Annotated in this window: 23 protein-coding genes; 14 read left to right on the forward strand and 9 right to left on the reverse strand. The window is 68.4% G+C overall.

All coding sequences use genetic code 11. The features are described from left to right. Positions 1-26: 26 nt before the first annotated feature. The 3 genes from BBJ41_RS14985 to loiP all read left to right on the forward strand — a co-directional run bounded on the left by BBJ41_RS14985 (position 27) and on the right by loiP (position 3,134). Complete coding sequence (locus tag BBJ41_RS14985; RefSeq protein ID WP_069747044.1) at positions 27-1,262, forward strand: chorismate transformation FkbO/Hyg5 family protein; 1,236 nt, start codon at positions 27-29, stop codon at positions 1,260-1,262. A gap of 125 nt (positions 1,263-1,387) precedes the next feature. After that, positions 1,388-2,173 carry a glycosyltransferase family 2 protein gene (locus BBJ41_RS14990; RefSeq protein ID WP_069747045.1) on the forward strand — a complete coding sequence of 262 codons (786 nt, stop codon included), beginning with the start codon at positions 1,388-1,390 and terminating at the stop codon, positions 2,171-2,173. A gap of 199 nt (positions 2,174-2,372) precedes the next feature. After that, complete coding sequence (loiP, locus tag BBJ41_RS14995; protein WP_069747046.1) at positions 2,373-3,134, forward strand: metalloprotease LoiP; 762 nt, start codon at positions 2,373-2,375, stop codon at positions 3,132-3,134. 102 nt (positions 3,135-3,236) lie between these two features. Here the strand turns inward: loiP and BBJ41_RS15000 are convergent, their stop codons facing one another. The 4 genes from BBJ41_RS15000 to BBJ41_RS15015 are packed head-to-tail and all read right to left on the reverse strand — an operon-like array spanning position 3,237 to position 7,963. Next, positions 3,237-4,943 (reverse strand): lactate permease LctP family transporter, encoded by a 1,707-nt coding sequence (locus BBJ41_RS15000; RefSeq protein ID WP_069747047.1) that lies wholly within the window; start codon positions 4,941-4,943, stop codon positions 3,237-3,239. A gap of 58 nt (positions 4,944-5,001) precedes the next feature. Continuing rightward, positions 5,002-6,447 (reverse strand): LutB/LldF family L-lactate oxidation iron-sulfur protein, encoded by a 1,446-nt coding sequence (locus BBJ41_RS15005; protein WP_069747048.1) that lies wholly within the window; start codon positions 6,445-6,447, stop codon positions 5,002-5,004. Continuing rightward, positions 6,444-7,169: a LutC/YkgG family protein gene (locus BBJ41_RS15010; RefSeq protein ID WP_069747049.1), complete on the reverse strand. Its 726-nt coding sequence runs from the start codon at positions 7,167-7,169 to the stop codon at positions 6,444-6,446. The genes BBJ41_RS15005 and BBJ41_RS15010 overlap by 4 nt, the downstream gene beginning before the upstream one ends. After that, positions 7,166-7,963: a (Fe-S)-binding protein gene (locus BBJ41_RS15015; RefSeq protein WP_069747050.1), complete on the reverse strand. Its 798-nt coding sequence runs from the start codon at positions 7,961-7,963 to the stop codon at positions 7,166-7,168. The genes BBJ41_RS15010 and BBJ41_RS15015 overlap by 4 nt, the downstream gene beginning before the upstream one ends. 133 nt (positions 7,964-8,096) lie before the next feature. Here BBJ41_RS15015 and BBJ41_RS15020 point away from each other — a divergent pair, with 133 nt between their 5' ends. From BBJ41_RS15020 to BBJ41_RS15040, 5 genes are all read left to right on the forward strand, one after another. After that, positions 8,097-8,810, forward strand: a complete 714-nt coding sequence (locus tag BBJ41_RS15020; RefSeq protein WP_069747051.1) for a FadR/GntR family transcriptional regulator — start codon at positions 8,097-8,099, stop codon at positions 8,808-8,810. 244 nt (positions 8,811-9,054) lie between these two features. Then, positions 9,055-10,680, forward strand: a complete 1,626-nt coding sequence (locus BBJ41_RS15025) for a phospholipase D family protein (protein ID WP_069747052.1) — start codon at positions 9,055-9,057, stop codon at positions 10,678-10,680. A gap of 169 nt (positions 10,681-10,849) precedes the next feature. Then, positions 10,850-11,623 (forward strand): class II aldolase/adducin family protein, encoded by a 774-nt coding sequence (locus BBJ41_RS15030; protein WP_069747724.1) that lies wholly within the window; start codon positions 10,850-10,852, stop codon positions 11,621-11,623. A 349-nt stretch (positions 11,624-11,972) separates the two neighbouring features. Further along, on the forward strand, positions 11,973-12,407 hold the full coding sequence (locus tag BBJ41_RS15035; protein WP_069747053.1) for a CHRD domain-containing protein: 435 nt from the start codon (positions 11,973-11,975) through the stop codon (positions 12,405-12,407). Positions 12,408-12,496: 89 nt separating this feature from the next. Then, positions 12,497-13,459 (forward strand): alpha/beta hydrolase, encoded by a 963-nt coding sequence (locus BBJ41_RS15040; RefSeq protein WP_069747054.1) that lies wholly within the window; start codon positions 12,497-12,499, stop codon positions 13,457-13,459. Here the strand turns inward: BBJ41_RS15040 and BBJ41_RS15045 are convergent. After that, positions 13,429-14,271, reverse strand: coding sequence for an EcsC family protein (locus BBJ41_RS15045; RefSeq protein WP_069747055.1), 843 nt, complete (start codon positions 14,269-14,271; stop codon positions 13,429-13,431). The genes BBJ41_RS15040 and BBJ41_RS15045 overlap by 31 nt on opposite strands. Before the next feature lie 107 nt (positions 14,272-14,378). Between BBJ41_RS15045 and BBJ41_RS15050 the strand changes: the two genes are divergently transcribed. After that, positions 14,379-15,974, forward strand: a complete 1,596-nt coding sequence (locus BBJ41_RS15050) for an MDR family MFS transporter (RefSeq protein ID WP_069747056.1) — start codon at positions 14,379-14,381, stop codon at positions 15,972-15,974. A gap of 27 nt (positions 15,975-16,001) precedes the next feature. Then, a complete protein-coding gene (locus BBJ41_RS15055; RefSeq protein WP_069747057.1) occupies positions 16,002-16,493 on the forward strand; it encodes a MarR family winged helix-turn-helix transcriptional regulator in 492 nt (163 codons plus the stop codon). Positions 16,494-16,587: 94 nt separating this feature from the next. On the opposite strand, the gene BBJ41_RS15060 is transcribed toward BBJ41_RS15055, so the two are convergent. Both BBJ41_RS15060 and BBJ41_RS15065 read right to left on the reverse strand, forming a co-directional pair. Continuing rightward, positions 16,588-17,169: a DJ-1/PfpI family protein gene (locus tag BBJ41_RS15060; protein ID WP_069747058.1), complete on the reverse strand. Its 582-nt coding sequence runs from the start codon at positions 17,167-17,169 to the stop codon at positions 16,588-16,590. A gap of 157 nt (positions 17,170-17,326) precedes the next feature. Next, complete coding sequence (locus BBJ41_RS15065) at positions 17,327-18,607, reverse strand: amino acid deaminase (protein ID WP_069747725.1); 1,281 nt, start codon at positions 18,605-18,607, stop codon at positions 17,327-17,329. A gap of 119 nt (positions 18,608-18,726) precedes the next feature. On the opposite strand from BBJ41_RS15065, the gene BBJ41_RS15070 reads away from it, so the two are divergent. From BBJ41_RS15070 to BBJ41_RS15085, 4 genes are all read left to right on the forward strand, one after another. Beyond that, positions 18,727-19,665, forward strand: a complete 939-nt coding sequence (locus BBJ41_RS15070) for a MurR/RpiR family transcriptional regulator (RefSeq protein ID WP_069747059.1) — start codon at positions 18,727-18,729, stop codon at positions 19,663-19,665. Positions 19,666-19,667: 2 nt separating this feature from the next. After that, positions 19,668-21,149: an N-acyl-D-amino-acid deacylase family protein gene (locus tag BBJ41_RS15075; protein ID WP_069747060.1), complete on the forward strand. Its 1,482-nt coding sequence runs from the start codon at positions 19,668-19,670 to the stop codon at positions 21,147-21,149. 133 nt (positions 21,150-21,282) lie between these two features. Further along, positions 21,283-21,669, forward strand: coding sequence for a RidA family protein (locus BBJ41_RS15080; RefSeq protein ID WP_011353171.1), 387 nt, complete (start codon positions 21,283-21,285; stop codon positions 21,667-21,669). A 168-nt stretch (positions 21,670-21,837) separates the two neighbouring features. Next, entirely contained in the window at positions 21,838-22,257 is a 420-nt protein-coding gene (locus BBJ41_RS15085; protein WP_069747061.1) for a bleomycin resistance protein, read from the forward strand. A 126-nt stretch (positions 22,258-22,383) separates the two neighbouring features. On the opposite strand, the gene queF is transcribed toward BBJ41_RS15085, so the two are convergent. Beyond that, positions 22,384-23,208 (reverse strand): NADPH-dependent 7-cyano-7-deazaguanine reductase QueF, encoded by an 825-nt coding sequence (gene queF, locus BBJ41_RS15090; RefSeq protein ID WP_069747062.1) that lies wholly within the window; start codon positions 23,206-23,208, stop codon positions 22,384-22,386. A 12-nt stretch (positions 23,209-23,220) separates the two neighbouring features. Beyond that, entirely contained in the window at positions 23,221-24,744 is a 1,524-nt protein-coding gene (gene ilvA, locus BBJ41_RS15095) for a threonine ammonia-lyase, biosynthetic (protein WP_069747063.1), read from the reverse strand.

The raw sequence follows: 24,744 nt of genomic DNA on the forward strand, positions 1-24,744 counted from the left end.
CTGCGCCGCATAGTGAGGAAATCGAAGTGTCCGTGCATCCAGTCGACGCCGAACGGCGCCCCTGTTCCCTGTCGTCCGCCGCCGCGCCGCTCGCGAACGGCGGCCGCGCGCTGCGGCTCGTCCAGATGAGTCATGCACGGCTCGTCGCGTTGCTGGACGATGCACGCATGCGTGCCGATGGATTCGAGCGCGCGTTGCCGGGTGCGTTGGGCGTGGTGTGCATCGGTGCGGGCGGGTTGCAGGACGCGTCGCAAGCTGACTCGGCCGCACGGATGCTGGCCGATACCGCTCCCGATCTGCCGGTCGCACCGGTGCAGATGGCGTTGCTCGGCGCGGATACCGCGCCGGCCGATGCGGTGTACGAAATCTGGCAATGCAATGCGCGCGACCTGCGCAGCGAACGGCGCGGCGCGCTGCACTATCGCTACAGTGACACGGCGGGCCTCGTGTTCGGCAGCATCGTCCTGCACGAGCACGAAACGTCCGGCGCCCCTCGCGACGGCGGCACGCCGCTCGAACGCGCGACGCACGATGCGTACCGCGCGCTGTTCGACGTGCTCGATACGCTCGGCATGCCGCATCCGCTGCGCATCTGGAATACCGTGCCGGCGATCAACGCCGCGCAGTTCGGGATCGAACGCTATCGTCAGTTCAATATCGGCCGCCAGCACGCGTTCGACGCGTGCCGCCGCGCGCTGACGGGCGGCGTGCCGGCCGCCTGCGCGCTGGGCTCGGTCGTGCCGGTCGCGGGCGATGCGCCGCCGGCCGCACCGCTCGCGATCCATTTCCTCGCGAGCCGCACGCCGGCCGATCCGGTCGAGAACCCGCGTCAGGTCAGCGCGTATCACTATCCGGCGCAGTACGGCCCGCGTGCGCCGACGTTCGCGCGCGCAGCCGCGTGGACGGATGGCGAAGCCGAGCCGGTGCTGTTCGTATCGGGCACCGCGAGCATCGTCGGGCACCGCACCGTGCATCCCGGCGACGTCGTCGCGCAAACGCGCGAGACGGTCGCGAACCTCGCGGCCGTGCTCGAGCAGGCCGCGCGGCAGGGGCATGGCCCGTACTCGCTCGCCGACCTGAGCTATCGCGTCTACGTGCGCGACGCCGAGGATGGTGCGGCGCTCGCCGCGATCGAACGCGTGCTGCGCGATGCGGCCGGCCCCGGCGTGCGGCCGCTGTTCGTCCATGCGGACGTGTGCCGCGACGACCTGCTGGTCGAGATCGAAGCCAGCGCGGGGCACGCAGTGGAGCGGCTGTCATGAAGCGGGAGAACCTCACGATCCGGCAACCGTCGCCGCACGCGGGCGGTGTCGACGAAGCCTGCCGCCATTCGCTGGCAAGTCATAAACTTTTGTCAGGATCCCTGTCTTCGCAATCGGCCGTTCCCATGTCCAAGCTGCACGCCTCGTCCACCCATCTCGTGCTGATTCCGAGCTACAACCCGGGCGCCAAGGTCGACACGACCGTGCGCAATGCCCGCGCGCAGTGGAATCCGGTGTGGGTCGTCGTCGACGGCAGCACCGACGGCAGCGCCGAACGGCTGCAGGCGATGGCCGAACGCGACCCGGGGTTGCGCGTGATCGTGCTGCCGGAGAATCGCGGCAAGGGCGCCGCGGTGCTCGCGGGGCTCGACGCGGCGGCCGCGAGCGGCTTCACGCACGTGCTGACGATGGATTCCGACGGCCAGCATCCGGCCGACCTGATTCCGGCCTTCATGGCCGCATCGCAGGCCGAGCCCGACGCGATGGTGCTGGGCGTGCCGAAGTTCGACGCGAGCGCGCCGCAGTTGCGCGTGCAGGGGCGCCGGCTGTCGAACGCATGGGCCGACCTCGAGACGCTGTGGGCCGGCATCGGCGATTCGCTGTACGGCTTTCGCGTGTATCCGGTCGCGCCGCTCGCCGCGATCATGCGCCGCCAACCGTGGATGCGCGGCTTCGACTTCGATCCCGAGGCGGCCGTGCGGCTGTGCTGGGCCGGCGTGCGCCCGATCCGCATCGACGCACCGGTGCGTTACTTCGGCCGGCACGAGGGCGGCGTGTCGCATTTCCATTACGGCCGCGACAACGCGCTGCTCGCGTGGATGCACCTGCGGCTCTTCACCGGTTTCGCGGTGCGGCTGCCGATGCTGGTCGCGCGTCGGCTGACGCGACGCCGCCGTGGCCAGGCGGCCTGAGCAACCTGCCCGTTTTTCCTCCCTGCCATCACCCGATCACGGCGATTGCACCGATTTTGGTCGTCAATTCCGTTCCGGGTCGCCGCTTCATTTCAATCCGCTGAGTAATGAACGTGTCATCGGATGTAAACATCTGGTAATTTTCTGCCGGATTATGCAAAATCGCCGCTCCCAAATACAACTATCGAGGGATTCCGGGATGCAACTCAAGAAAGCGGTGGCAGCGTGTGGCGTGGCGTTCCTGTTGAGCGCATGCGGCGGGGTACAGAGCATCGACGCGAACAGCCTGACGTCGGCGGGGACCAACCTGTTCAAGGCAGCGACGCTGTCGGATGCGGATATCGCCGCACTGTCGAACGACTCGTGCAAGTCCAGCGACGCCGAATCGAAGATCGCGCCGGCGAACAGCGCGTACTCGAAGCGTCTGACGAAGGTGATGAAGGGCTTCGGCGACATGACGCTGAACGGCCAGAAAATCAACTACAAGGTCTACATGACCAAGGACGTCAACGCGTGGGCGATGGGCAACGGCTGCGTGCGCGTGTACAGCGGCCTGATGGACATGATGAACGACGACGAGTTGCGCGGCGTGATCGGCCATGAAATGGGCCACGTTGCACTGGGTCACTCGAAGAAGGCGATGCAGACGGCGTACGCCGTGAGCGCGGCGCGCACCGCGGCCGGCGCGGCGTCGCCGGGCGTGGCGGCGCTGTCGAGCTCGCAGCTCGGCGACATCACCGAGAAGTTCATCAACGCGCAGTTCTCGCAGACGCAGGAAAGCGCCGCGGACGACTACTCGTTCGACCTGATGAAGCAGAAGGGCATGCAGCAGAAGGGCCTCGTCACCGCGTTCCAGAAGCTCGCGAAGCTCGATGGCGGCCAAAGCTCGATGATGAGCTCGCACCCGTCGTCGACGAGCCGTGCGCAGCACATCGAGGATCGCATCGCGAAGGGCAGCTGATCTTCGCGCACGGCGCCGGCCCGGCCGGCGCGCGCGAGACGAAAAGAAAACCCCACGCTCTTCCGGGCGTGGGGTTTTTGTTTTTGGGGGCGCGCCGCGCGCTTACGGCACCATCCCCGGCAGCACGTACGCCTGCGCGAGCGTGATCAACCCGACGATCACCGCGAACAGCAGGCTGTGCCGGACCGTGAAGCGGAACAACTCCGACTCCTTGCCGACGAGGCCCGTCGCCGCGCACGCGACTGCGATCGACTGCGGCGAGATCATCTTCGCGGTTACGCCGCCCGTCGTGTTCGCGGCGACCGCGAGCGTTTCGGGCACGCCGAGCTGATGGGCCGTGGCCTGCTGCAGCGAGCAGAAGAGGGCGTTCGACGACGTGTCGGAGCCGGTCAGGAACACGCCGAGCCAGCCGAGGAACGGCGAGAAGAACGGGAACGCGGCGCCGGTCGCGGCCAGCATCAGCGCCAGTGTGGACGACATCCCCGAGTAGTTCGCGACGAATGCGAACGCGAGCACGAGGCCGATCGACAGGATCGGGCGCGTGAGCTCCTTCAGCGTTTCGCCGAACGTGACGAGCGCGTCGCGCGGCTTCATCCGCAGCAGCGCCATCGAGATCAGCGCGGTCACGAGGATCGCGCTGCCGACCGCCGACACGAGATCGATCTTCAGCACCGCTTCGAGCGCTTTCGGTGTCGCGGCGATCGGCGCGGTCTTCACGACGAGCTGGTCGAGCCCGGCCACGTGGAACTTCAGCACGGTCGACGCAAGCGCGCCGTGCGCGGCGAACAGCGCCTTGAACGGCGCGATGCTCCACACGGTGACGACGGCCGTCAGGATCAGGAACGGCGACCACGCGCGCACGGTCTGCACGAGCGTGTACGGCGACGCCTGCCGGCTCGGGCCTGCGCCGAAGCCGTTGCCACCCGCGCCGAACCCGGCCAGCGCCGCGCCGCCGCCCGATGCGACGATGCCGCCGGCCGGCTGCTTCGCGGTGCGCGGCTGCCAGACCTTCAGGAACGCCGCGAGCGCGACGAGGCTGACGAGCGACGACGTGATGTCCGGCAGCTCGGGCCCGATGTGGTTCGACGTGAAGTATTGAGTGACCGCGAAGCTGCCGCCCGCGACGAGCGCGGCCGGCCAGGTCTGCCGCACGCCGCGCAGCCCGTCCATCATGAACACCAGCCAGAACGGCACCGCGAGCGACAGCAGCGGCAACTGCCGGCCGGCCATCGCGCCGATGTGGAACGGGTCGATGCCCGTCACCTGCCCGGCGACGATGATCGGGATGCCCATCGCACCGAACGCGACCGGCGCGGTGTTCGCGATCAGGCACAGCCCGGCCGCGTGCAGCGGGCGAAAGCCAAGGCCGACGAGCAGCGCGGCCGTGATCGCGACGGGCGCACCGAAGCCGGCCGCGCCTTCGAGGAACGCGCCGAACGAGAAACCGATCAGCAGCATCTGCAGGCGCTGGTCGTCGGTGATCGACAGCACCGACGCACGGATGACGTCGAACTGGCCGGTCTTCACGACGATCTTGTACAGGAACACCGCCGCGACGATGATCCACGCGATCGGCCAGATGCCGTACGCGAAGCCGAAGCCGGCCGCCGCGAGCGCCTGCGGCACGGGCATGCCGTATGCGAGGATCGCGACGCCGAGCGACAGCAGCAGCGTGATCGCGGCGGCGACGTGGCCTTTCATCCGCAGCGCGGCCAGCGCAACGAAAAAGAAGATGATCGGGATCGCGGCGACGAGCGCCGATAGCCCGAGGCTGCCGAGCGGCGTGTAGATCTGATGCCAAACCTGCATGGGTGTCTCCTCCATCTGTGTCTGTATCTCTATGGGTACTGGCGGGAAAGCGGTGCGGCTATTCGGGCTGGCCGCGTGCGCGCAGCAGGTCGGACAGGCTGCGCGGCGCCGGTTCGAGCGGCGTGCGGTGCTGCGTCCAGCCCATCTGCTTCGCGGGCGTCAGCGCGCGCAGGCGTGTCGCGGTCCAGCGGAACGCGCGGTACGCGCGCGGATGCGCGAACGCGCCCGACCAGAAACGCCACACGAGGTCTTCCGCGCGGTTGTAGTTCGCGCCCTGGCCGCGCAGCGGATGCGCGACGGGCTCGTCGGGCTTGCGGTTCGCCTCGGTGCGCAGGCGTACGAGCAGTTGCGGGATCGGAATCCGGACCGGGCACACCTCGCCGCATGCGCCGCACAGCGTCGACGCGGTCGGCAGGTCGGCCGTCGCGTCGAGGCCGAGCAGGTGCGGCGAGATGATCTTGCCGATCGGGCCCGGGTAGGTCGTGCCGTACGCGTGCCCGCCGATGCGCGTGTAGACGGGGCAGTGGTTCATGCACGCGCCGCAGCGGATGCATTGCAGCGTCGCGCGCAGCTGTTCGTCCGCGTAGGCCTGCGTGCGGCCGTTGTCGAGCAGCACGAGATGCAACTCGCGCGGGCCGTCGCGCTCGCCGTCGCGGCGCGGGCCCGAGATCAGGTTGAAGTAGGTCGTGATCGCCTGGCCGGTGGCCGAGCGCGTGAGCAGGCTCGACAGCGGCACGATGTGCTCGAGCTTCTCGACGACCTTCTCGATCCCCATGATCGCGATGTGCGTGTCGGGCACCGTCGTCGACAGGCGGCCGTTACCTTCGTTCTCGACGAGCCACAGCGTGCCCGTGTCGGCCGCCGCGAAGTTCACGCCGGACAGGCCGATGTCCGCCTCGACGAACGCGCGGCGCAGCGCGCGCCGGCCGGTCTGGATCAGCTCGTCGACGTCCTCCGTATAACGCGTGCCGGGGATGTGTTCCTCGAACAGTTCGGCGATGTCGCCGCGCGTCTTGTGGATCGCCGGCATCACGATATGCGACGGCTTCTCGCCCGCGAGCTGCACGATGAATTCGCCCATGTCGGACTCGATGCAGTCGACGCCGTGATCCGCGAGGTAATGGTTCAGCTCGATTTCCTCGCTCGCCATCGACTTGCCCTTGATCACGCGGCGCGCCTTCTTCGCCTGCGCGATGCCGAGCACGATCGCGTTCGCGTCGGCTGCCGTTTCGGCCCAGTGGACGTGCACGCCGGCTTCCACGAGCTTCGCCTCCAGCCGTTCGAGCAGCGCGGGCAGTTGCGCGAGCGCGTGCTGCCGCACGGCTTCGCCGAGATCGCGCAGTTGTTGCAGTTCGGCATCGTCGGGAAACTGGGTCGCGCGCTTGCCTTGCAGGAAGTCCATCGCGCCGCGAAAGCTCTTGCGCAGGGCGGGATCGTCGAGCGCGGCGCGCGCGCGGGTCTTGAAGTCGCCGGGGGCGACGAATTGCAGCGTGTGATCGCTCATCGCGGCTGATCCTCGCAAGCGGTGTCGGCCGGATCGGCCGACGAATCGGTGACGATCACGACCCACAGGCGGCGCGGGCCGTGCGCGCCGTAGGCGAGCGTCTGCTGGATGTCGGACGTTTTCGACGGCCCCGACACCAACACGAGGTTGGTCGGCATGCCCGCGTGCCAGCGCTCCGCGCGCGCGGCCGCGTGCAGGTCCGCATGCAGCGTGTGCGCGTGGACCAGCGCGACATGCAGCGGCGGCACCAGCGACACGGTGCGCGGCGTGCCGGGATCGGGCGCGAGCACGACGGTGCCGGTGGCGGCGATGCCCGAGCGCGCGACGGTGAAGCCCGCGTCGATCGTGTCGAACAGCTCGTTCTTCCACGCGTCGATCGGCCGGTCGAACGGTACGGGCGCGATCGCGTCGGGCAACGCGCGGGCGAGCGCGGCGGATTCGGCGCGGGCCGGGTCGAGCAGCAGGCGGCGCACGCCGGCTTCGGCGAGACGCGCGGCGAGCTGTGCGGGCCATGCGTCACCGGTCGCGCACCAGACCTCCGCGTGCGATGCGGTGAGCGCGGCCTGCATCGCCTGAGCGAGCGTGTGCGGATCGTGCGCGGCCGACGCGCGGCGCGTGTCGTAATGCGTGTCGATGCGTGCGTCGAGCGCGGGTGCGGCCGTTGCGGCGACGCCCGGTGCTGCGCCGCGCAGGCGCGCGAGAATCGCGGCGCGCGCGCTCATCGCTCGTCTCCGCGCAGCGATGCGGCGCCGGCCGTGCGTCGCCACAGGAAGCTCGCGAGATGTTCGACCGGCAGCGGCGCGCCGGCCTTGGCCGCCGCGTGGCCGATGTTCAGCAGGCAGCCGCAGTCGGCGGATACGAGCCGGTCGCAGCCCGTCGCGCAGGCCGACGCGACCTTGTCGCGCACCATCGCACCGGAGATGTCGGGATGCTTCAGCGAGAACGTGCCGCCGAAGCCGCAGCATTCGGATTCGCGTTCGTGTTCGATGCGCGTCACGCCCGGCAGCGCGTCGACGAGCGCGACGCCATGCACGTGCGTGCCCATCTCGCGACGCGCCGCGCACGACGTGTGCAGCACGACGCGCTCGTCGTGCCCGGCGCTCGCCACGGCCGTGTCGAGCCGCACGTCGAGCACGTGGACGAGGAATTCGGCGAGTTCGTAGGTGCGTTCCGCGATCGCGCGGGCCTTCGGGCCATGGAGCGGATCGTCGGCGAACAGCGCCGGCCAATGGTGCCGGATCATGCCCGAGCACGAGCCGGACGGCACGATCACCGGCCACGGTTCGGCGAACAGGTCGAGCTGCGCGGCCGCGACGCGGCGCGCTTCGTCGGGATTGCCGCTGCTGTAGGCCGGCTGCCCGCAGCAGCTCTGGCCGCGCGGATAGTGGACGGTCAGCCCTTCGCGCTCCAGCAGGCGGACCGCGTCGAGCCCCGCTTCGGGGACGAACAGGTCGACCAGGCAGGTCGCGAACAGGTAGGCGTGCGCGGGGGTGGCGGGGTACTGCCTTTCGTTCATGTCTCGCTCCAGAGGCGCCGGCCCGGCATGCGGATGCGGGACGACGATTTCGCTGCATAATTCCCGCGACGGCGTCGCAGCTCAAATTGGTTGGGCCAATCGGCGCGACGGGCATTCCGGAGGAGACGCGACGATGGCAGCGATGACGGCACGGGGCCGGACCGAGGTGGTGATGCGCAAGATCGAGACGGCGCTGCTCGACGGCACCTGGCCGGCCGGTGCGCGCCTGCCGGCCGAGCGCGTGCTCGCGCAGCAGTACGGCGTCGCGCGCAATACGGTGCGCGAGGCGACGCAGCGGCTCGTCGCGCGCGGGTTGCTGCAGAGCCGGCGCGGCGCGGGCGTGTACGTGACGGACCAGTTGCGGGCGGGCATCGCGTCGCCGTGGGGCCAGCTGGTGGCCGATCATCCGGCGCTGCGCGACGACATCCTCGAATTCCGCCGCGTGCTGGAAGGCGCGACCGCGTATTTCGCCGCACTGCGGGCCGATGCGAACGACCGGCGCCGGATTCGCGCGCTGCTGCGCGAACTCGAGACCGCGCACGCGAACGACGACCGGGCCGTCGAAGCCGCGACCGACGCGAAGCTGCACGAGGCAATCGCGCTCGCGTCGCGCAACACGATGTTCCTGCACCTGCATACGAGCGTGATCGGGATGCTGCGCGAGCACATCTCGATCAACGTGGTCGGCATGAGCGCGCAGGACGAGCCGGCGGACCAGTTGCTGCTGCAGCACCGCGCGGTGTGCGATGCGATCTGCGCGCACCGGCCCGAGGAGGCGCGTACCGCGATGCAGACGCATATCGACTACGTGCGCAGCCATTTCGAGCGCAACGACGATGCGCGGTGAGATTGGTTGGACCATTTCGGCGCGCGGCCGGTGCGGCGGGCAGGGGCGCGCGATGAGTTACCGGTGTCCGCGCGGCGGCCATTCGCCGGCCGCGCGTGCGGCCCGCTGCCGCCATCGTGCGCGGCCCGCGCTTGTCGCGCGATTGACCGGTTCATCGGGCGGCCACTAGAATCGGCCGGAACCGCGCGCCAGCCGCGCGCCGCGGCGAATGCGGACCGGTGTTCCGCCAGTCGAGGAAGTTTCCGTGCTCACGTCTTTCATCCGGCGCGCGCCGGTCGCGCTGTCGTGGCGCGCCGCATGCCGCCCGGCCCGTGCGCTGGCCGTCTGCGCGCTGCTGTCGCTCGTCGCCGCGTGCGCGACGCATCCGCCCGCCACCACGCTCGATCGCCCGGTTTCCCATGCGTTGCCGCCCGATACCGCGACGCCGCTGCGCGACGCGCTGGCCGCGCCCGAGGCCGCGCATCCGGGCCAGTCGGGCTTCCGGCTGTTGACCAACGGCACCGAGGCGCTGCAGATGCGCATCGCGCTCGCGCGCGCGGCGACGAAGACGCTCGACATGCAGTACTACATCGCGACCGAGGACACGACCGGCAAGCTGCTGCTTGCCGCGGCGCTCTACGCGGCCGATCGCGGCGTGCGCGTGCGGATGCTGGTCGACGACCTGAACTTCCGCGACATCGACCGCATCATGGCTGCGCTGAACACGCACCCGAACATCGAGATCCGCGTGTTCAACCCGTTCGGCGCGTCGCAGCAGCGCATGGTCGAGCGCACGGCCAACTTCTTCACGCGCATCGACAGCTTCACGCGCCGGATGCACAACAAGGCGATGATCGCGGACAACCAGATCGCGATCGTCGGCGGCCGCAATCTCGGCGACGAATACTTCAGCGCGAGCCCGACGCTGCAGTTCCGCGATCTCGACGTGCTCGCCGCGGGGCCCGTGACGAACGACGTCTCGGCAAGCTTCGACGCCTATTGGTCGAGTGCGAGCAGCTACCCGCTGCGCGTGCTGAATCACCAGTCGTTCGATCCGAAGGATCTCGACGCGATGCGCGACGAGTTGCGCGACCACTGGCGCAAGAACGCCGAACCGTACAACGCGAAGCCGCTGAACGCGACGCCGCTCGCGCAGCAGATCGCGCGCGACGAACTCGCGCTCGTGTGGGCGCCGGCCGAGTTCAAGGTCGATGCGCCGGACAAGGTCGCGCAGCGCACCGACGCGTACGTGAGCCCGCCGATGCAGCGCCTCGTCGAGCTGACGCTCGGCGCGCACCAGGAATTCCTCGCGTTCTCGCCGTATTTCGTGCCGCACGACGCGGGCGTGAAGATTCTCGGCGATACGACCGCGCGCGGCGTGCGTGTCGCGATCCTGACCAATTCGCTGGCCGCGACCGACGCGGTCGCCGTGCAGGCCGGCTACGGGCCGTACCGCGTGCCGCTGCTGCAGCACGGCGTCGAGCTGTACGAGTTCAAGGCGCAGCCGGGCCGGCAGCGGGCGCGCCTGTTCGGCTCGCGCTCGCGGGCGAGCCTGCACGCGAAGGCGTACGTGATCGACCGGAGGATCCTGGTGATCGGCTCGATGAACCTCGATCCGCGTTCCGCGCACCTGAACACCGAACTGGCGCTCGTGATCCACAGCCCGGTGCTCGCGCAGCAGGTCGCGACGATCTTCGCGCGCGTGACGCAGCCGGACGAAAGCTATCGCGTGAGCCTCGCGACGCCGGCGGGCGGCGGCGCGCCCGAACTCGAGTGGACGGGCACGGACAACGGCAAGCCGGCTACCTATCACGTCGATCCGCATGCGGGGCTGCTGCGCAACCTGATGACCGGGATCTTCATGCTGCTGCCGGTGGACGATCAGCTGTAGGGCCGGCCCGCTATTGGGGAACGAGCCCCGGGAAGTGGACAACGCTCCGGCTAAACCCGCGTTACCGGTGCGCGGGGAAAGGTGATATGGTTGTGCGCGCAACCATCGTGGCAGCGTGGCGATGCCGCCGGACGGCGCGCCGCGCGCATACCCGCAACCGGAGTTCCCCATGCAACGTGTACCGAACCAGCCGTTCACGCGTCCCGCCCGTTTCTCCGAAGCCGAATGGCAGGCGCGCGTGCAGCTCGCGGCGGCCTATCGCATCTTCGATCATCTCGGCTGGACCGAGCTGATCTACAACCATATCTCGCTGCGCGTGCCGGGCGAGGACGGGCATTTCCTGATCAACCCGTTCGGGCTCCATTACCGGGAAGTGTGCGCGTCGAACCTCGTGAAGATCGACATCGACGGCAACGTGATCGGTCATTCCGACTGGCCGATCAATCCGGCCGGCTTCACGTTCCACAGTGCGATCCATGCGGCGCTGCCCGATGCGCACTGCGTGATGCACGTGCACACGACACCCACGATGGCCGTGTGCTGCTCGCGCGACGGGCTGTCGTTCTCGAATTTCTATTCGGCGCAGTTGTACGGAAAGATCGCGTATCACGATTTCGAGGGCATCACCGTGCATCTCGAAGAGGGGCGGCGCATCGTCGAGAGCGCGGGCGGGGCGCCCGTGCTGCTGCTGCGCAACCACGGGCCCGTGACGATCGGCGCGACGCTCGCGCAGACCTTCTCGCTGATGTGGCTGCTCAATCGCGCGTGCGAGGTGCAGATCGCGACGCATGCGATCGGCGATGCGTTGCCGATCGCGCCGCCCGTGCTCGAGGCGTGCGTGCGCGATTCGCTGAATTTCGATCCGAAGCATGGTGCGGGGCAGGACGCGTTCGATGCGCTGCAGCGCATCGTCGATCGCATCGATCCCGGTTATCGCGCGTGACGCGAGCGCCGGCCGTGCGGTCGCTTCGGCATGCTTGATACGGCGTGAACCGGTTTCGTCGGCGTGCAAAAAAAACGCGGCCGGGTGGCCGCGTGAATACTCGCAGACTCCTTCGGACGAAGGAAACAAGCAACTGTGAGACGAAGTGTAGCGAAAGGCCGCGTGTGGATTCAGGCGTCAGGCTGCAAAGGTCCGTTCCAGGTTGAAGCAGACTGGCATGCCGGTCGAACGGGCGGTGCGGCGATTCGTTGCATGGCCGTTCGACGGACTCCCGGATCGGTGGCGATCGACTACCATCACGTGTAGCGTCCCCGTCCGGGCGGCGTACCACGTCGTGCAAGGAGAGTTCATGCTTAAGCTGCGTTTGCTCCAGGTCGCGTTACTCGCGGGGGTGCTGGCCGCCGGCAGCGCCGCGGCCGAAACCGTGCGCCTGTCCGCCAGTCTGCAGCCGTCGAGCGAAGTGCCGCCGACGGCGACCAAGGGTTCGGGCGCCGTCGACGCGACCTACGACACGGCCACGCACACGCTGCAGTGGACGGCGACTTACGAACACCTCACCGGGCCGGCCACCGCCGCGCATTTCCACGGGCCCGCGCCGGTCGGCCAGAACGCGGGCGTGCAGGTGCCGATTCCGAAGGACGAGCTGGCAAGCCCGATCAAGGGCTCGAAGGAGCTCACCGACGCGCAGGTCACCGACCTGATGGGCGGCAAGTGGTACTTCAACGTGCATACGAAGGAGCACCCGTCGGGCGAGATCCGCGGCCAGCTGATGCCGGCGAACTGACCGCCGGCGTTTGATATAGAGGCACCTTTCGAGCGTCGCGGGAACGATCGCACGTACCATCGTCACACTACGATCACGGAGTGCGTCCGATGAGTTGGCAAAGCAAGTTCGCCTGCTGGCTGCTGCGCTGGCAGTTCCGTCCCGAGACCACGCGCGAGGTGCTCGATCCCGCCCGCGCGCGGCGCTTCACCGACCTGCGGATGTTCGTGCCGCGCCGCGCGCCGTCGGGCTACCGGCTGCGCGAATGCTACGGCAGCGGCGACGCGCCGCTGCGCGGCGAATGGCTCGGACGCACCGATGCCGGCGCCGGTCGCGGGCCGGGCCGTACGCTGCTGTACTTCCACGGCGGCGGCTATTACTTCTGTTCGACGAAGACGCATCGGCCGCTCGTGTTCGGGCTGACGAAGCGCGCGGGCGTGCGTTCGTTCTCGCTCGACTACCGGCTTGCGCCGGAAAACCGCTTCCCGGCCGCGCTGGACGACGCGCTGGCCGCGTACCGGCAATTGCTGGCGCTCGGCACGCCGCCCGAGTCGATCGTGCTCGGCGGCGATTCGGCGGGCGGCGGCCTTGCGCTGGCGACGCTCGTTGCGCTGCGCGATCGCGGTGAGCCGTTGCCGGCCGGCGCGATCCTGTTCTCGCCGTGGACCGATCTGGCCGCCACCGGCGCGACGCTGCGCACGAACGACGGCCCCGATCCGATGTTCGCCGGCGCGGCGCTGCCGAAGGCCGCGAAGCTGTATCTCGGCGACGAGCCGGCGACGAACCCGTACGCATCGCCGCTCTATGCGGATTTCGCGGGGCTGCCGCCGTTGTATATCCAGGTCGGCAGCACCGAGGTGCTGCTCGACGATTCGCGCCGCGTGGCGGAGAAGGCGAAGGCGGTCGGCGTGGCGGTGGAGATCGAGGTGTGGCCGGACATGCCGCACGTGTGGCAACTGTACGCGCCGATGGTGCCGGAAGCGCGCGACGCGCTCGACCGTGCGGCCGCGTTCCTGCGCCGCGTCGCGGTCGAGCGGGCGGTTCAGCGCGTGGGCGAGGCGTCGATCGCCTGATAGGCGGCTTTCACGGCCGCCGAGCCGTACTTGCGCTCGAGCCGGCGCACGGTGAAGTGGCCGTGCGCCATCTGCTGGAAGTGGTCGATGAACAGCGTGTTGACGGTCGCGCCCAGCACCGCGCCGATCGCCGGAATCGACTTCGCGGCCATCTGCTCGGTCACCTGCACCGAGAAGCGTGATGCCACCGTCTGCACGAGCTTGAACACGGCCGCCGAGCTGTGCGCGGCGATGCCCTTCGTCGTGATGTCGGACGACGCCTTCGAGATCGCCTGCGCAAGCGCGCCGCGCAGCACGAAATAGCCGAGATCGGCGTCCTCTTCCTGCTTGTCCGGGTTGCCGCCCATGCCGAGCACGGCCAGGCATTGCAACTGCGTATCCACCGACGTCAGGTTCTCGCCCTCGCTGCGCGCGATGTCGCATACCGAGCGGAAGATCAGCGTGGTCGTCACCGGCAGCTCGACCGGCAGCGCGAGAAAGCCGAACGCGCCGCCCGCCGCACCGGTGGTCGCGACCGCGAGCTTGTGCAGCAGGTTGCTGGGTTTCTCGGGCTCGGCGTCCGGCGACTGCGGCTTGCCGAGCGTGCGCAGCGCGATGTTCAGGCACTTGCGCAGCGCGAGCTGCGTCGCGTCGTTGATCTTGCCGGTCGCGAAATCCGGCAGCCGCGCGATCATCTTCTCGACCGGCGCGCCGAGCACGCCCGTCAGCTTCATCGTCAGCGACGGGCTTTCCAGCACCTGCTTCGCGCGCCGCAGCGCGTCCCGATCCTCGGGTGACAGCGTCGTCGCGGGGGTGATTGAAATCGGTTCCATCTTTCTCCTTGGCGGCCGGGGTGGTCCGACCATCGCCAGCCTAGATTACTCCGGCATGCTAGAATTTTGAGATTGTTTGACTCGTCAAAAGTTGCATCAACAAAAAAATGGCCGTCCATACTGCCGCCCACCATTCGAGCGGGCAAGTTCTGCCGTTCCGCGAATCGCTGCTGGCGATGATCGGGATTTCGTTCGTCACGATGCTCGTCGCGCTCGACCAGACCGTCGTCGGCACCGCGCTGCCGACCATCGTCGCCGAGCTCAGGGGCTTCGACCTGTACGCGTGGGTCGCGACCTCGTACCTGCTCAGTTCCGTGATTACGGTGCCGATCTTCGGCCGGCTCGGCGACTATTACGGCCGCAAGCCGTTCGTGATCGCGTCGATCGTCGTGTTCACCGGCGCATCCGTGCTGTGCGGGATGGCGAACGACATGCTGTATCTGGTGCTCGCACGCGGGCTGCAGGGGATCGGCGGCGGGATGCTGGTCGGCACCGCGTTCGCGTGCATTCCCGACCTGTTCCCCGATTCCGTCGTGCGGCTGCGCTGGCAGGTGCTGATGAGTTCCGCGTTCGGCATCGCGAACGCGGTCGGCCCGTCGCTCGGCGGCGTGCTGACCCAGTCGTTCGGCTGGCGCTCGGTGTTCTACGTGAATCTGCCGGTCGGCCTGCTGTCGCTGCTGTTCGTGTGGCGCTACCTGCCGCACCTGCGCCACGTCGAGCACGATCGCAAGATGCGGCTCGACTGGCCGGGCGCGCTGCTGATCGCGCTGTCGCTCGGCGCGCTGCAGCTGTTCGTCGAATGGCTGCCGAAGTACGGCGTCGCGAGCTGGGCGTCGCTGCTGCTCGTCGTCGCCGTTGCGGCCGGCATCGGCCTGTGGCGCTGGGAGAAGCGCTGCGCGCAACCGATTCTGCCGTTCGACATGTTCGGCAACCGTGCGCTGTCGGCGCTGTTCGTGCTCGCGATCCTCGCCGGCTTCTCGATGTTCTCGCTGCTGTTCTACGCGCCGCTGCTGTTCCAGGGCGGTTTCGGGATGTCGCCGAAGGAGGCGGGGCTCGTGATTACGCCGCTCGTCGTGTTCATCACGATCGGCAGCATCATGAACGGCCGCGTGATCACGCGCATCCGCAATCCGAATGCGATGCTGCACGTCGGCTTCGTGCTGTTCGCGATCACGTGCGCGGGCGTCGTCGTGTCGACGCACACGACACCGACCTGGATGCTGATGGCGCTGATGGTCGCGGGCGGCATCGGGCTCGGTTTCGTGCTGCCGAACCTCACCGTGTTCGCGCAGCAAACGGCCGGCCGTGAGCATCTCGGCATCGCGACGGCGCTGTTGCAGTCGCTGCGGATGGTCGGCGGGATGGTCGGCACCGCGCTGACGGGCACGCTCGTCAACCAGATGTATTCGAGCGGCGTGCGCAATGCGCTCACGGCCGATCACGCGATGCAGTGGCATGCGCGGCTCGCCGATCCGCAGATCCTGATCGATCGCGCGGCGCAGGGCGGTCTCGTCGCGGAACTGACGCGTGCCGGGCATAATGGCGCGCTGCTGCTGGAAGCGGCCCGCGAATCGCTCGTCAGCGCGATTCACCTGGGTGTCGCGATGGCGGCCGTCATCGCCGTGGTGTCGGTGTGGCAGTGCCGCCGCGTGCCGCCGATCGCGTTGCGGCACAAGATCGAGCCGCACGTCGCGGCCGATTGAACGATTGAACGGAAACGAATTCAGCGCATGGAAGAACAGGACCGCGTCGCGATCTTGCAGCAATTCGGACGCACGTATCGCGCGTTCATGAGCGCGTTCGAAGCGCACGTCGGGCAACCGATGCCGCGCTGGCGCATCATGATCGCGCTGCACGCGATGGATGGGCATTCGTCGCAGAAGCGGCTCGTCGAGGTGCTGCGCATCGATCCGGGCGCATTGACACGCCAGTTGAAATCGCTCGATGCGCTCGGCTGGATCGAGCGCGAATCCGACGCGCGCGACAACCGCGTGACCAACGTGACGCTCACCGACGAAGGCCGCGCAGCGTTCGATGCGTGCCTGCCGCGCCGCAAGGCGTTTCTCGAGCGGACGATGGCGCAGTTGCCCGACGACGTGCTGAACGCGCTGTCGGGTGCGCTGTCGATGCTGGAATCGCGGATCGCGGACGTCGGGGTGGCGCCGGTAGCGAGCGAAAGCACTGCGCGAAAACACGCGCGAGGCGTGCGCGCCGCAGACTGATCGCGACCGGCAGGCGAGCTCGGCAAGCGGGTTCGAGCGACTGCCGCCGGCCGTTTCCGGCCGGCGTTTCATCTCATCTCAATTCACTTCAGGTTCACAGCTCGATGCGCGTGCCGAGCAGCACGAGGAACTGCGCGAGCCATGCCGGATGCGCGGGCCACGCGGGCGCGGTGACGAACGGCGCGTCGGTCACGGCCGCGTCGACCGGGATGTCCGCGTATTCGCCGCCCGCGAGCTTCACCTCGGGCGCGCAGGCCGGATAGGCCGAGATGCGCTTGCCGCGGATCACGTCGGCGGCCGCGAGCAGTTGCGCCGCGTGGCAGATCGCCGCGATCGGTTTGCCGGCTTCGGCGAATGCGCGCACGAGCGCGATCACCTTCGGATCGAGTCGCAGATATTCGGGCGCACGGCCGCCCGCGATCGCGAGCGCGTCGTAGCGCGACGCATCGACGTCTTCGAACGCCGCATTCAGCGTGAACTGGTGGCCGGGCTTCTCGGTGTAGGTCTGGTCGCCCTCGAAATCATGGATCGCGGTCTTGATCTTGTCGCCCGCGCGCTTGCCCGGGCAGACTGCGTCGACGTGGTGGCCGACGGCCTGCAGCGCCTGGAACGGCACCATCGTTTCGTAGTCTTCGGCGAAATCGCCGGTCAGGAACAGGATCTTTTTCGCGGCCATGGCTTTCTCCGTGGAGGCGGGGTTGAGGGCCCGTTTGCGCCGTGTGCGGCAGGCGGGCGCAACGGCCCCGAGGACGAAAGCGCAGTGTACTCCGGCAGATTGAAGCGCGCGTGACGGCCGCCCCGCGCGAGCGGCGGGGCGGGTCGCGCGGCGTGCGTCAGAAGAAGGTTTCGACCACTTCCGTCACGCTGAACTGCGGGTCGAGCACGAGCAACTGGCGCCACTTGTCGAACGTCAGGCACGGGTGCGAGATGTCGAACGCGACCATGTCGCCGACTTTCACGTCCGCGCCCGGCGGGATCTGCAGGTACGCGTGCTGGTCCATCATCCCGGTGACGGCCCAGCCTTCGGTGGCGGCGACGTCGCGCGGCGCGGTGTCGCGGCCCGGGCGGAAGTGGCGCGCCGGTTCGGGCAGGCCCGCGTCGAACGCCGCGTCGCGCTTGCCGAGCGCGATGATCGCGCGATTCTGCTCCGGCACCGACTGCACGTACGCCCACAGCTGCAGCGCGGGCAGCAGCCCTTCGCCCATCGTGCGCGCGATCGGGTTGCGTGCGAACACGTCGGTCTGCGCCTTCTTGTAGACGCCGACGTCGTGCGTCAGGTAGCAGCCCGGACGCAGCACGACCTCCGCGAAACCCGCGTCGGACGCCTTCGCGAACTCTTCCGCGACCACGTCGTACCACGCCGAACCGGCGCCGGACAGGATCGCCGGCGTGCGCGCGAAGCGGCCTGCTTCGGCCAGCTCGCGCGTGAGCGCGACTGCGTCCTGCAGGAACGTGCGGATCTCGCCTTCCTCCTTCAGCACGCCTTCGTAGAGTTCGATGCCGGCCAGCTTCAGCGTGTCCGGATAACGTGCGATCGCGGCGAGCACGGCTTCGCGCTGCGCGGCGTCGCGCACACCTGCGCGGCCGCCCGGCACGCCGAGTTCGAGCAGCACATTCAGCGGCTTCTTCAGGTTGCCGAAGAAGCGGCCGAGCTGGTCGACGCTCTCGGCGGAATCGACGAGACAGAAGAATTCGAAATCGGGATCGGACAGCAGCCCGGCGATGATCGTCATGTTCTGACGGCCGACGAGCTGGTTCGCGAGCAGCACGCGCCGCACGCCGCCGTGATACGCGGCCTGCGTCTGGTGCGCGGTCGCGAGCGTGATGCCCCACGCGCCCGCGTCGAGCTGGCGGCGGAACAGCTGCGGCGCCATCGTCGTCTTGCCGTGCGGCGCGAACTTGACGCCGTACTTCTGAACGAAAGCCTGCATCCAGTTCAGGTTGTGTTCGATACGGTCCTCGTAAAGCACGGCGGCCGGCAGGCTGACGTCTTCCGCGAGCAGGTTCCACTCGAGGCGGCCCGCGTCGCCGAGCGGTACGCTGGCGCTCGGCAGGTTGCCGAGGCCCTTGCCAAAAGGATCGATCGTCGCTTCCTGATAGTTTGTAACTTTCATGTCATCCCGCTCCATCATCACTATGCATTGCACTGAAGTTGACATGCCGATGGTACAGAAAGTAGCATCGGCGCGGTGATGTTATTTAGTAACATCAAGCTTCACAACCCTTTCCGCTGATGAATACGCACGCCACCCCGTCCGCTCCGCTCGCGGCCGAGCCTCATCCGGCTCAGGCCGCCCCGCCGGTCCTCGACATCGTCGCGCGGATCGCCGAATGCGCGCCCGAGTTGCGCGAAGCCGAGCGCAAGGTCGCCGCGTTCATCCTCGCCGATCTGGCCCGCGCCGCGCATGCGAGCATCGGCGCGCTCGCGCGCGACGCGGAAGTCAGCGTGGCGACCGTCACGCGCTTCGCGAAGGCCGTCGGCTGCCGCGACGTGCGCGAGCTGAAGGTGCTCGTCGCGCAGGCGGCGGCCGTCGGCCAGCGTTTTCTCGTGCCGTCCGACGATGCGCCGGCCGACGACGCGAGCCCCGCGTCGGTCGTCTACGACGAGATCCGCCTGGCGCTCGCGCACAACCACCAGTTGCTGCGCAACACATCGTTCGATGCTGCGGCCGACTTGTTGGCCGGCGCGAAGATGATCTACGTGTACGGGCAGGGCGGCGGCTCGACCGCGCTCGCCGACGAGCTGCGCTTCCGGCTCGTGCGCTTCGGCCGGCCGGTCGCGAGCTACCAGGACAGCCTGCTGCAGCGGATGGTGTCGGCGACGCTGTCGCGCGACGCCGTCGTCGTCGCGCTGTCGGTGAGCGGGCGCGTGCCCGAGCTGCTCGAAAGCTGCCGCCTCGCGAAGCGCTACGGCGCGAAGCTGATCGCGATCACGGCGCCGGCTTCGCCGCTCGCGAAGCTCGCCGACCACCTGATCCCGGTCGTCGCGTTCGAAACCGATTTCATTTACAAGCCGTCGACATCGCGCTACGCGATGATGATGGCGATCGACGTGCTCGTCACCGGAGTCGCGCTGCGGCTCGGCGATGCGGGCCGAGAATCGCTGCGCCGCATCAAGCATGCGCTCGATGCGCATCGCGGCGGCGGAGACCGTCAACCGGTAGGAGACTGACCATGCATTCGCATCCCGAAGCCGCCGATACGCTGATCGTCGGCGCGCAGCTGTACGACGGCACCGGCGCGCCGCCCGTCACGCGCGACGTCGCGATCCGCAACGGCGTGATCGCGGCGATCGGCAACCTGTCGAACTGGCTCGCCGAAACCGTCGTCGATGCGAACGGCCGCGCGCTCGCGCCGGGCTTCGTCGACGTGCACACGCACGACGACACGCACGTGATCCGCGCGCCGGAGATGCTGCCGAAGATTTCGCAAGGCGTGACGACGGTGATCGTCGGCAACTGCGGGATCAGCGCGTCGCCGGTGACGCTCGCGGGCGATCCGCCCGATCCGATGAACCTGCTCGGCGAGCGCGGCGCGTTCCAGTATCCGACCTTCGCCGACTACGTCGCGGCCGTGAACGACGCGCACCCGGCCGTGAACGTCGCGGCGCTCGTCGGCCACACGGCGCTGCGCAACAACCAGATGGACCGCCTCGACCGCGCGGCGACCGACGGCGAAATCGCCGGGATGCGCGCGCAGCTCGAAGAAGCGCTCGCGAATGGCGCGCTCGGCTTGTCGTCGGGCCTCGCCTACGGCTCCGCGTTCGCGGCGCCGGCCGAGGAAGTGATGGCGCTCGCCGAGCCGCTCGCGAACGCGGGCGCGCTGTACACGACGCACATGCGCACCGAGTTCGACGCGATCCTCGATGCGATGGACGAAGCGTACCGGGTCGGCCGCCATGCGCGAGTGCCGGTCGTGATCTCGCACCTGAAGTGCGCGGGTCCGTCGAACTGGGGGCGCAGCACCGAGGTGCTCGCGTCGCTCGAAGGCGCGCGCCGCTACCAGCCGGTCGGCTGCGACTGCTATCCGTACAGCCGCAGCTCGTCGACGCTCGACCTGAAGCAGGTGACGGGCGACATCGACATCACGATCACGTGGTCGGAGCCGCATCCGGAAGTCGCGGGCAAGCTGCTGAAGGCGATCGCGGCCGACTGGGGCGTGACCGAGCAGGAAGCCGCGCAGCGCATCCGCCCGGCGGGCGCGGTGTACCACAACATGTCCGAGGACGACGTGCGCCGGATCCTGTCGCACCCCGCGACGATGGTCGGCTCGGACGGCCTGCCGAACGATCCGCTGCCGCACCCGCGGCTGTGGGGCGCGTTCCCGCGCGTGCTCGGCCACTACGTGCGCGACACGAACCTGCTGCCGCTCGAGGAGGCGATCCGCAAGATGACGTCGCTGTCCGCGCGCCGCTACGGGATCGCGCGGCGCGGCGAAGTGCACGTCGGTTTTCACGCGGATCTCGTGCTGTTCGATCCGGCGCGCGTGATCGACGCCGCGACGTTCGAGAAGCCGCAGCAGCCCGCGCACGGGATCGACGCCGTGTGGGTGAACGGCGTGCTGACCTACGAAAACGGCCAGCCGACCGGCGAGCGCGCCGGTGGTTTCGTCGCGCGCGGCGAGCGCGTGCCGGCGAGCGCCGACGCCGCGTTCTGAGCCCGGGCGCGGCTGTTGTTCCGATCTTCCCGCGCGCGCCGCTGTCGGCGCGCGCATCCGCAACCGAGCGTTGCATGGGACCCGCGCAGGCGCAGAGGCGCCCGCGCGGGTCGACACAGACAGGAGTGAAACGATGAAGCGATATGGCGTAGGCGAAGCGAAGGGGACGGGCGGTCAGGTGATGCCGTTTGCACGTGCGGTCGAGGCCGACGGCTGGCTGTACGTGTCGGGCCAGACGCCGATGGTGAACGGCGAGGTCGTCGAAGGCGGGATCGTCACGCAGTCGAAGCAGACGATCGAGAACGTGATCGCGATCCTGAAGGAAGCCGGCTACGGCCTCGAGCACGTCGTGCGCTGCGGCGTGTGGCTCGACGACGCGCGCGATTTCGCGTCGTTCAACAAGGTGTTCATTTCGTACTTCGGCGAGCATCCGCCGGCACGCGCGTGCGTGCAGTCGAGCATGGTCATCGACTGCAAGGTCGAGGTCGACTGCATCGCGTACAAGGCGCCGGCGAAGTAACGCCGCAACGGCGAGCCGCTACGCAACGGGTCCGGCGCATTCACGTGCGCCGGACCCGTTTTGTCATGTGCCGGTCGACGGGTGCCCGGCGCCTCCGTGGCGGCAACCGCCGCAACGCCGCCCGCCCGTTCATGTAATGTGCCGCATGATCGTACCGAGGGGAAATGCATGGAATGGGCTGCGCTGGTGCCGGAGTTGATCTGCTCGGACCTTGCCCGAAGCGTTCGCTTCTATCGTGATGTGCTGGGCTTCCGGATTCGCTTCGAACGTCCGGAGGACGGGTTCGCCTATCTTGAAATCGGGCGGGCTCAGTTGATGCTCGAGCAGTACAGCCCGGAGGGCTGGCTGACCGGCCCGCTGGAGCCGCCGTTCGGGCGCGGGATCAATCTCCAGATCGAGGTCGATGCGCTCGCCCCCATTCTCGACAGGATCCGTGCCGCGGGCTTGACGCTGTTCGTCGAGCCGCGCACGTCCTGGTATCGGCAGGATGAGATCGAGCATGGCCAGATCGAGATGCTGGTGCAGGATCCCGACGGTTACCTGTTGCGCCTGGTGGAGATCCTGCCGGATCGGCCGGTGAGCGGGTGATCGCGCGCCGTCTGCACGCCGCCGCGCCATGAAAAACGGCCCGGCCGGTCGAATCCGGTTGGGCCGTTTTGTCTGGCGTGGCGGCCGCGCGTCGCCAACCGCGAATTGCGGCGGCCACCGCCGCCGTCACTGCCGCGCGGTGCGCGCGTTGTCCGGCATCGGCTGGTTGTAGTTGGTGCGGAACGGGTTGATGTCGAGCCCGCCGCGGCGCGTGTAACGCGCATACACCGCGAGCTTCACCGGTTTGCACGCGTGCAGGATGTCGAGGAAGATGCGCTCGACGCACTGCTCGTGAAAGCCCGTGTGATTGCGAAACGAGATGATGTAGCGCAGCAGGCCCGCGTGATCGATCTGCGGCCCGACGTAGTGGACCTGCACGCTGCCCCAGTCGGGCTGGCCGGTGACCGGGCAGTTCGAGCGCAGCAGGTCGGACACGAGTGTCTCCTCGACCGGCGCTTCGTCCGCGGCGGCAGACAGCAGCGACGGATCGGGTTCGTACACGTCGGTGTCGAGGTCGAGCCGGTCGAGCGACAGCCCGTCGAGCTCTTCCATCTCGAGCTTGCCGAAATCGTGCGCCGACACGAGCTGCACGGCGACGCTCGCGCCGCATGCGGACGATACGTCGCGCTTGAGCGTATCGCGCACCGCGTCGATCGAGTCGAACTTCGATTGCGCGAACGAGCCGAGATACAGCTTGAACGACTTCGATTCGACGATGTTCGGCGATTCGGCCGGCACGTAGAACGTCGCGACCGCGACCTGCGGCTTGCCGCGCGCGTTGAGCCACGACAGCTCGTACGCGTTCCAGATGTCGGTGCCGAAGAACGGCAGCGCCGCCGTGATGCCGAGCTGCTCGCGCGCGCCTGCACGCGGGATCGGGAACAGCAGCGACGCGTCGTACTGGGCGGCGTAGACGGTGGCCTTGCCGAGCGGGGAATGTTCGGGATTCATTGCGTGACGCCTTTACGACAGAAAGAGGCGGTAAGCCGGGTTGGCGCTTTCCTCGACATACGGATAGCCGAGTGCCGCGAGGAAGCGTTCGAATTCGGCGCGATCGGCCTGCGGCACCTGCAGCCCGACGAGGATCGAGCTGTAGTCCGCACCCTGGTTGCGGTAGTGGAACAGGCTGATGTTCCAGTCCGGCGCCATCGACGACAGGAATTTCATCAGCGCGCCCGGGCGTTCCGGGAATTCGAAGCGGAACAGGCGCTCGTCGAGCGCGAGCGGCGAACGGCCGCCCACCATGTAGCGGATATGTTCCTTCGACAGCTCGTCGTGCGTCAGGTCGACGGACTTGAAGCCGTGCGACTCGAAGTTCGCGGCGATCTCCGCGGATTCGCCGCGGCGGCGGATCTGCACGCCGACGAAGATGTGCGCGGACTGCGCATCGGCGATCCGGTAATTGAACTCGGTGACGTTGCGATCGCCGACGAGCGAGCAGAAGCGCTTGAAGCTGCCGCGCTCCTCGGGGATCGTGACCGCGAACACGGCTTCGCGCGCCTCGCCGACTTCCGCACGCTCCGCGACGAAGCGCATCCGGTCGAAGTTCATGTTCGCGCCGGACGTGATCGCGACGAGCGTCTGGTTCTCGATCCCTTCGCGTTCCGCGTACAGCTTCGCGCCCGCGACGGCGAGCGCGCCGGACGGTTCGAGCACGCTGCGCGTGTCCTGGAACACGTCCTTGATCGCCGCGCACAGCGCATCGGTGTTGACCGTCAGGACGCCATCGAGGTGTTCGCTGCACAGGCGGAAGGTTTCCTCGCCGACGAGCTTCACCGCGGTGCCGTCCGCGAACAGGCCGACCTCGGTCAGCTCGATGCGCTTGCCGGCTTCGATCGACTGCGCCATCGCGCACGAGTCCTCGGTCTGTACGCCGAACACCTTGATCTCCGGGCGCACGGCCTTGACGTACGCGACGATGCCGGCGGCGAGCCCGCCGCCGCCGATCGGCACGAAGATCGCGTGGATCGGGCCCTGGTGCTGGCGCAGGATTTCCATCGCGACGGTGCCTTGGCCGGCGATCACGTACGGATCGTCGAACGGGTGGACGAACGTGAGGTCGCGCTCCTGCTGCACCTTGACCGCGTGTGCGTATGCGTCGCTATACGACTCGCCGACCTGGATCACCTCGACGCTCGGGCCGCCGTGCGCGCGCACCGCATCGACCTTCACCTGCGGCGTCGTGACCGGCACGACGATCACGGCCTTGATGCCCATCCGGGCTGCCGAGAACGCGACGCCCTGCGCGTGGTTGCCGGCCGACGCCGTAATCACGCCGCGCGCGAGCGCGTCGGCCGGAATGTGCGCCATCTTGTTGTACGCGCCGCGCAGCTTGAACGAGAACACTGGCTGGTTGTCCTCGCGCTTCAGGTACACGGCATTGCGCAGCCGGGCCGACAGGTTGCGGGCGGGTTCGAGTTCCGTCTCGATCGCGACGTCGTAGACGCGCGCGGTGAGGATTTTTTTCAGGTAATCGTGGGATGCCAT

Origin of the sequence: Burkholderia stabilis (genome assembly GCF_001742165.1) — a bacterium.
GTDB lineage: Bacteria > Pseudomonadota > Gammaproteobacteria > Burkholderiales > Burkholderiaceae > Burkholderia > Burkholderia stabilis.

Excerpts from the sequence above, each read along its gene's own strand:
- BBJ41_RS15070 (WP_069747059.1), top strand. The coding sequence starts at position 18,727 with ATGAATACGCACGCCACCCCGTCCGCTCCGCTCGCGGCCGAGCCTCAT.
- BBJ41_RS15055 (WP_069747057.1), top strand. The coding sequence starts at position 16,002 with ATGGAAGAACAGGACCGCGTCGCGATCTTGCAGCAATTCGGACGCACG.
- BBJ41_RS15020 (WP_069747051.1), top strand. The coding sequence starts at position 8,097 with ATGGCAGCGATGACGGCACGGGGCCGGACCGAGGTGGTGATGCGCAAG.
- BBJ41_RS15040 (WP_069747054.1), top strand. The coding sequence starts at position 12,497 with ATGAGTTGGCAAAGCAAGTTCGCCTGCTGGCTGCTGCGCTGGCAGTTC.
- BBJ41_RS15075 (WP_069747060.1), top strand. The coding sequence starts at position 19,668 with ATGCATTCGCATCCCGAAGCCGCCGATACGCTGATCGTCGGCGCGCAG.
- BBJ41_RS15035 (WP_069747053.1), top strand. The coding sequence starts at position 11,973 with ATGCTTAAGCTGCGTTTGCTCCAGGTCGCGTTACTCGCGGGGGTGCTG.
- BBJ41_RS15045 (WP_069747055.1), bottom strand. The coding sequence starts at position 14,271 with ATGGAACCGATTTCAATCACCCCCGCGACGACGCTGTCACCCGAGGAT.
- BBJ41_RS15030 (WP_069747724.1), top strand. The coding sequence starts at position 10,850 with ATGCAACGTGTACCGAACCAGCCGTTCACGCGTCCCGCCCGTTTCTCC.
- ilvA (WP_069747063.1), bottom strand. The coding sequence starts at position 24,744 with ATGGCATCCCACGATTACCTGAAAAAAATCCTCACCGCGCGCGTCTAC.
- BBJ41_RS15000 (WP_069747047.1), bottom strand. The coding sequence starts at position 4,943 with ATGCAGGTTTGGCATCAGATCTACACGCCGCTCGGCAGCCTCGGGCTA.
- BBJ41_RS15015 (WP_069747050.1), bottom strand. The coding sequence starts at position 7,963 with ATGAACGAAAGGCAGTACCCCGCCACCCCCGCGCACGCCTACCTGTTC.
- loiP (WP_069747046.1), top strand. The coding sequence starts at position 2,373 with ATGCAACTCAAGAAAGCGGTGGCAGCGTGTGGCGTGGCGTTCCTGTTG.
- BBJ41_RS15065 (WP_069747725.1), bottom strand. The coding sequence starts at position 18,607 with ATGAAAGTTACAAACTATCAGGAAGCGACGATCGATCCTTTTGGCAAG.
- BBJ41_RS15060 (WP_069747058.1), bottom strand. The coding sequence starts at position 17,169 with ATGGCCGCGAAAAAGATCCTGTTCCTGACCGGCGATTTCGCCGAAGAC.
- BBJ41_RS15005 (WP_069747048.1), bottom strand. The coding sequence starts at position 6,447 with ATGAGCGATCACACGCTGCAATTCGTCGCCCCCGGCGACTTCAAGACC.
- BBJ41_RS15010 (WP_069747049.1), bottom strand. The coding sequence starts at position 7,169 with ATGAGCGCGCGCGCCGCGATTCTCGCGCGCCTGCGCGGCGCAGCACCG.
- BBJ41_RS15080 (WP_011353171.1), top strand. The coding sequence starts at position 21,283 with ATGAAGCGATATGGCGTAGGCGAAGCGAAGGGGACGGGCGGTCAGGTG.
- BBJ41_RS14990 (WP_069747045.1), top strand. The coding sequence starts at position 1,388 with ATGTCCAAGCTGCACGCCTCGTCCACCCATCTCGTGCTGATTCCGAGC.
- BBJ41_RS15050 (WP_069747056.1), top strand. The coding sequence starts at position 14,379 with ATGGCCGTCCATACTGCCGCCCACCATTCGAGCGGGCAAGTTCTGCCG.
- BBJ41_RS15085 (WP_069747061.1), top strand. The coding sequence starts at position 21,838 with ATGGAATGGGCTGCGCTGGTGCCGGAGTTGATCTGCTCGGACCTTGCC.
- queF (WP_069747062.1), bottom strand. The coding sequence starts at position 23,208 with ATGAATCCCGAACATTCCCCGCTCGGCAAGGCCACCGTCTACGCCGCC.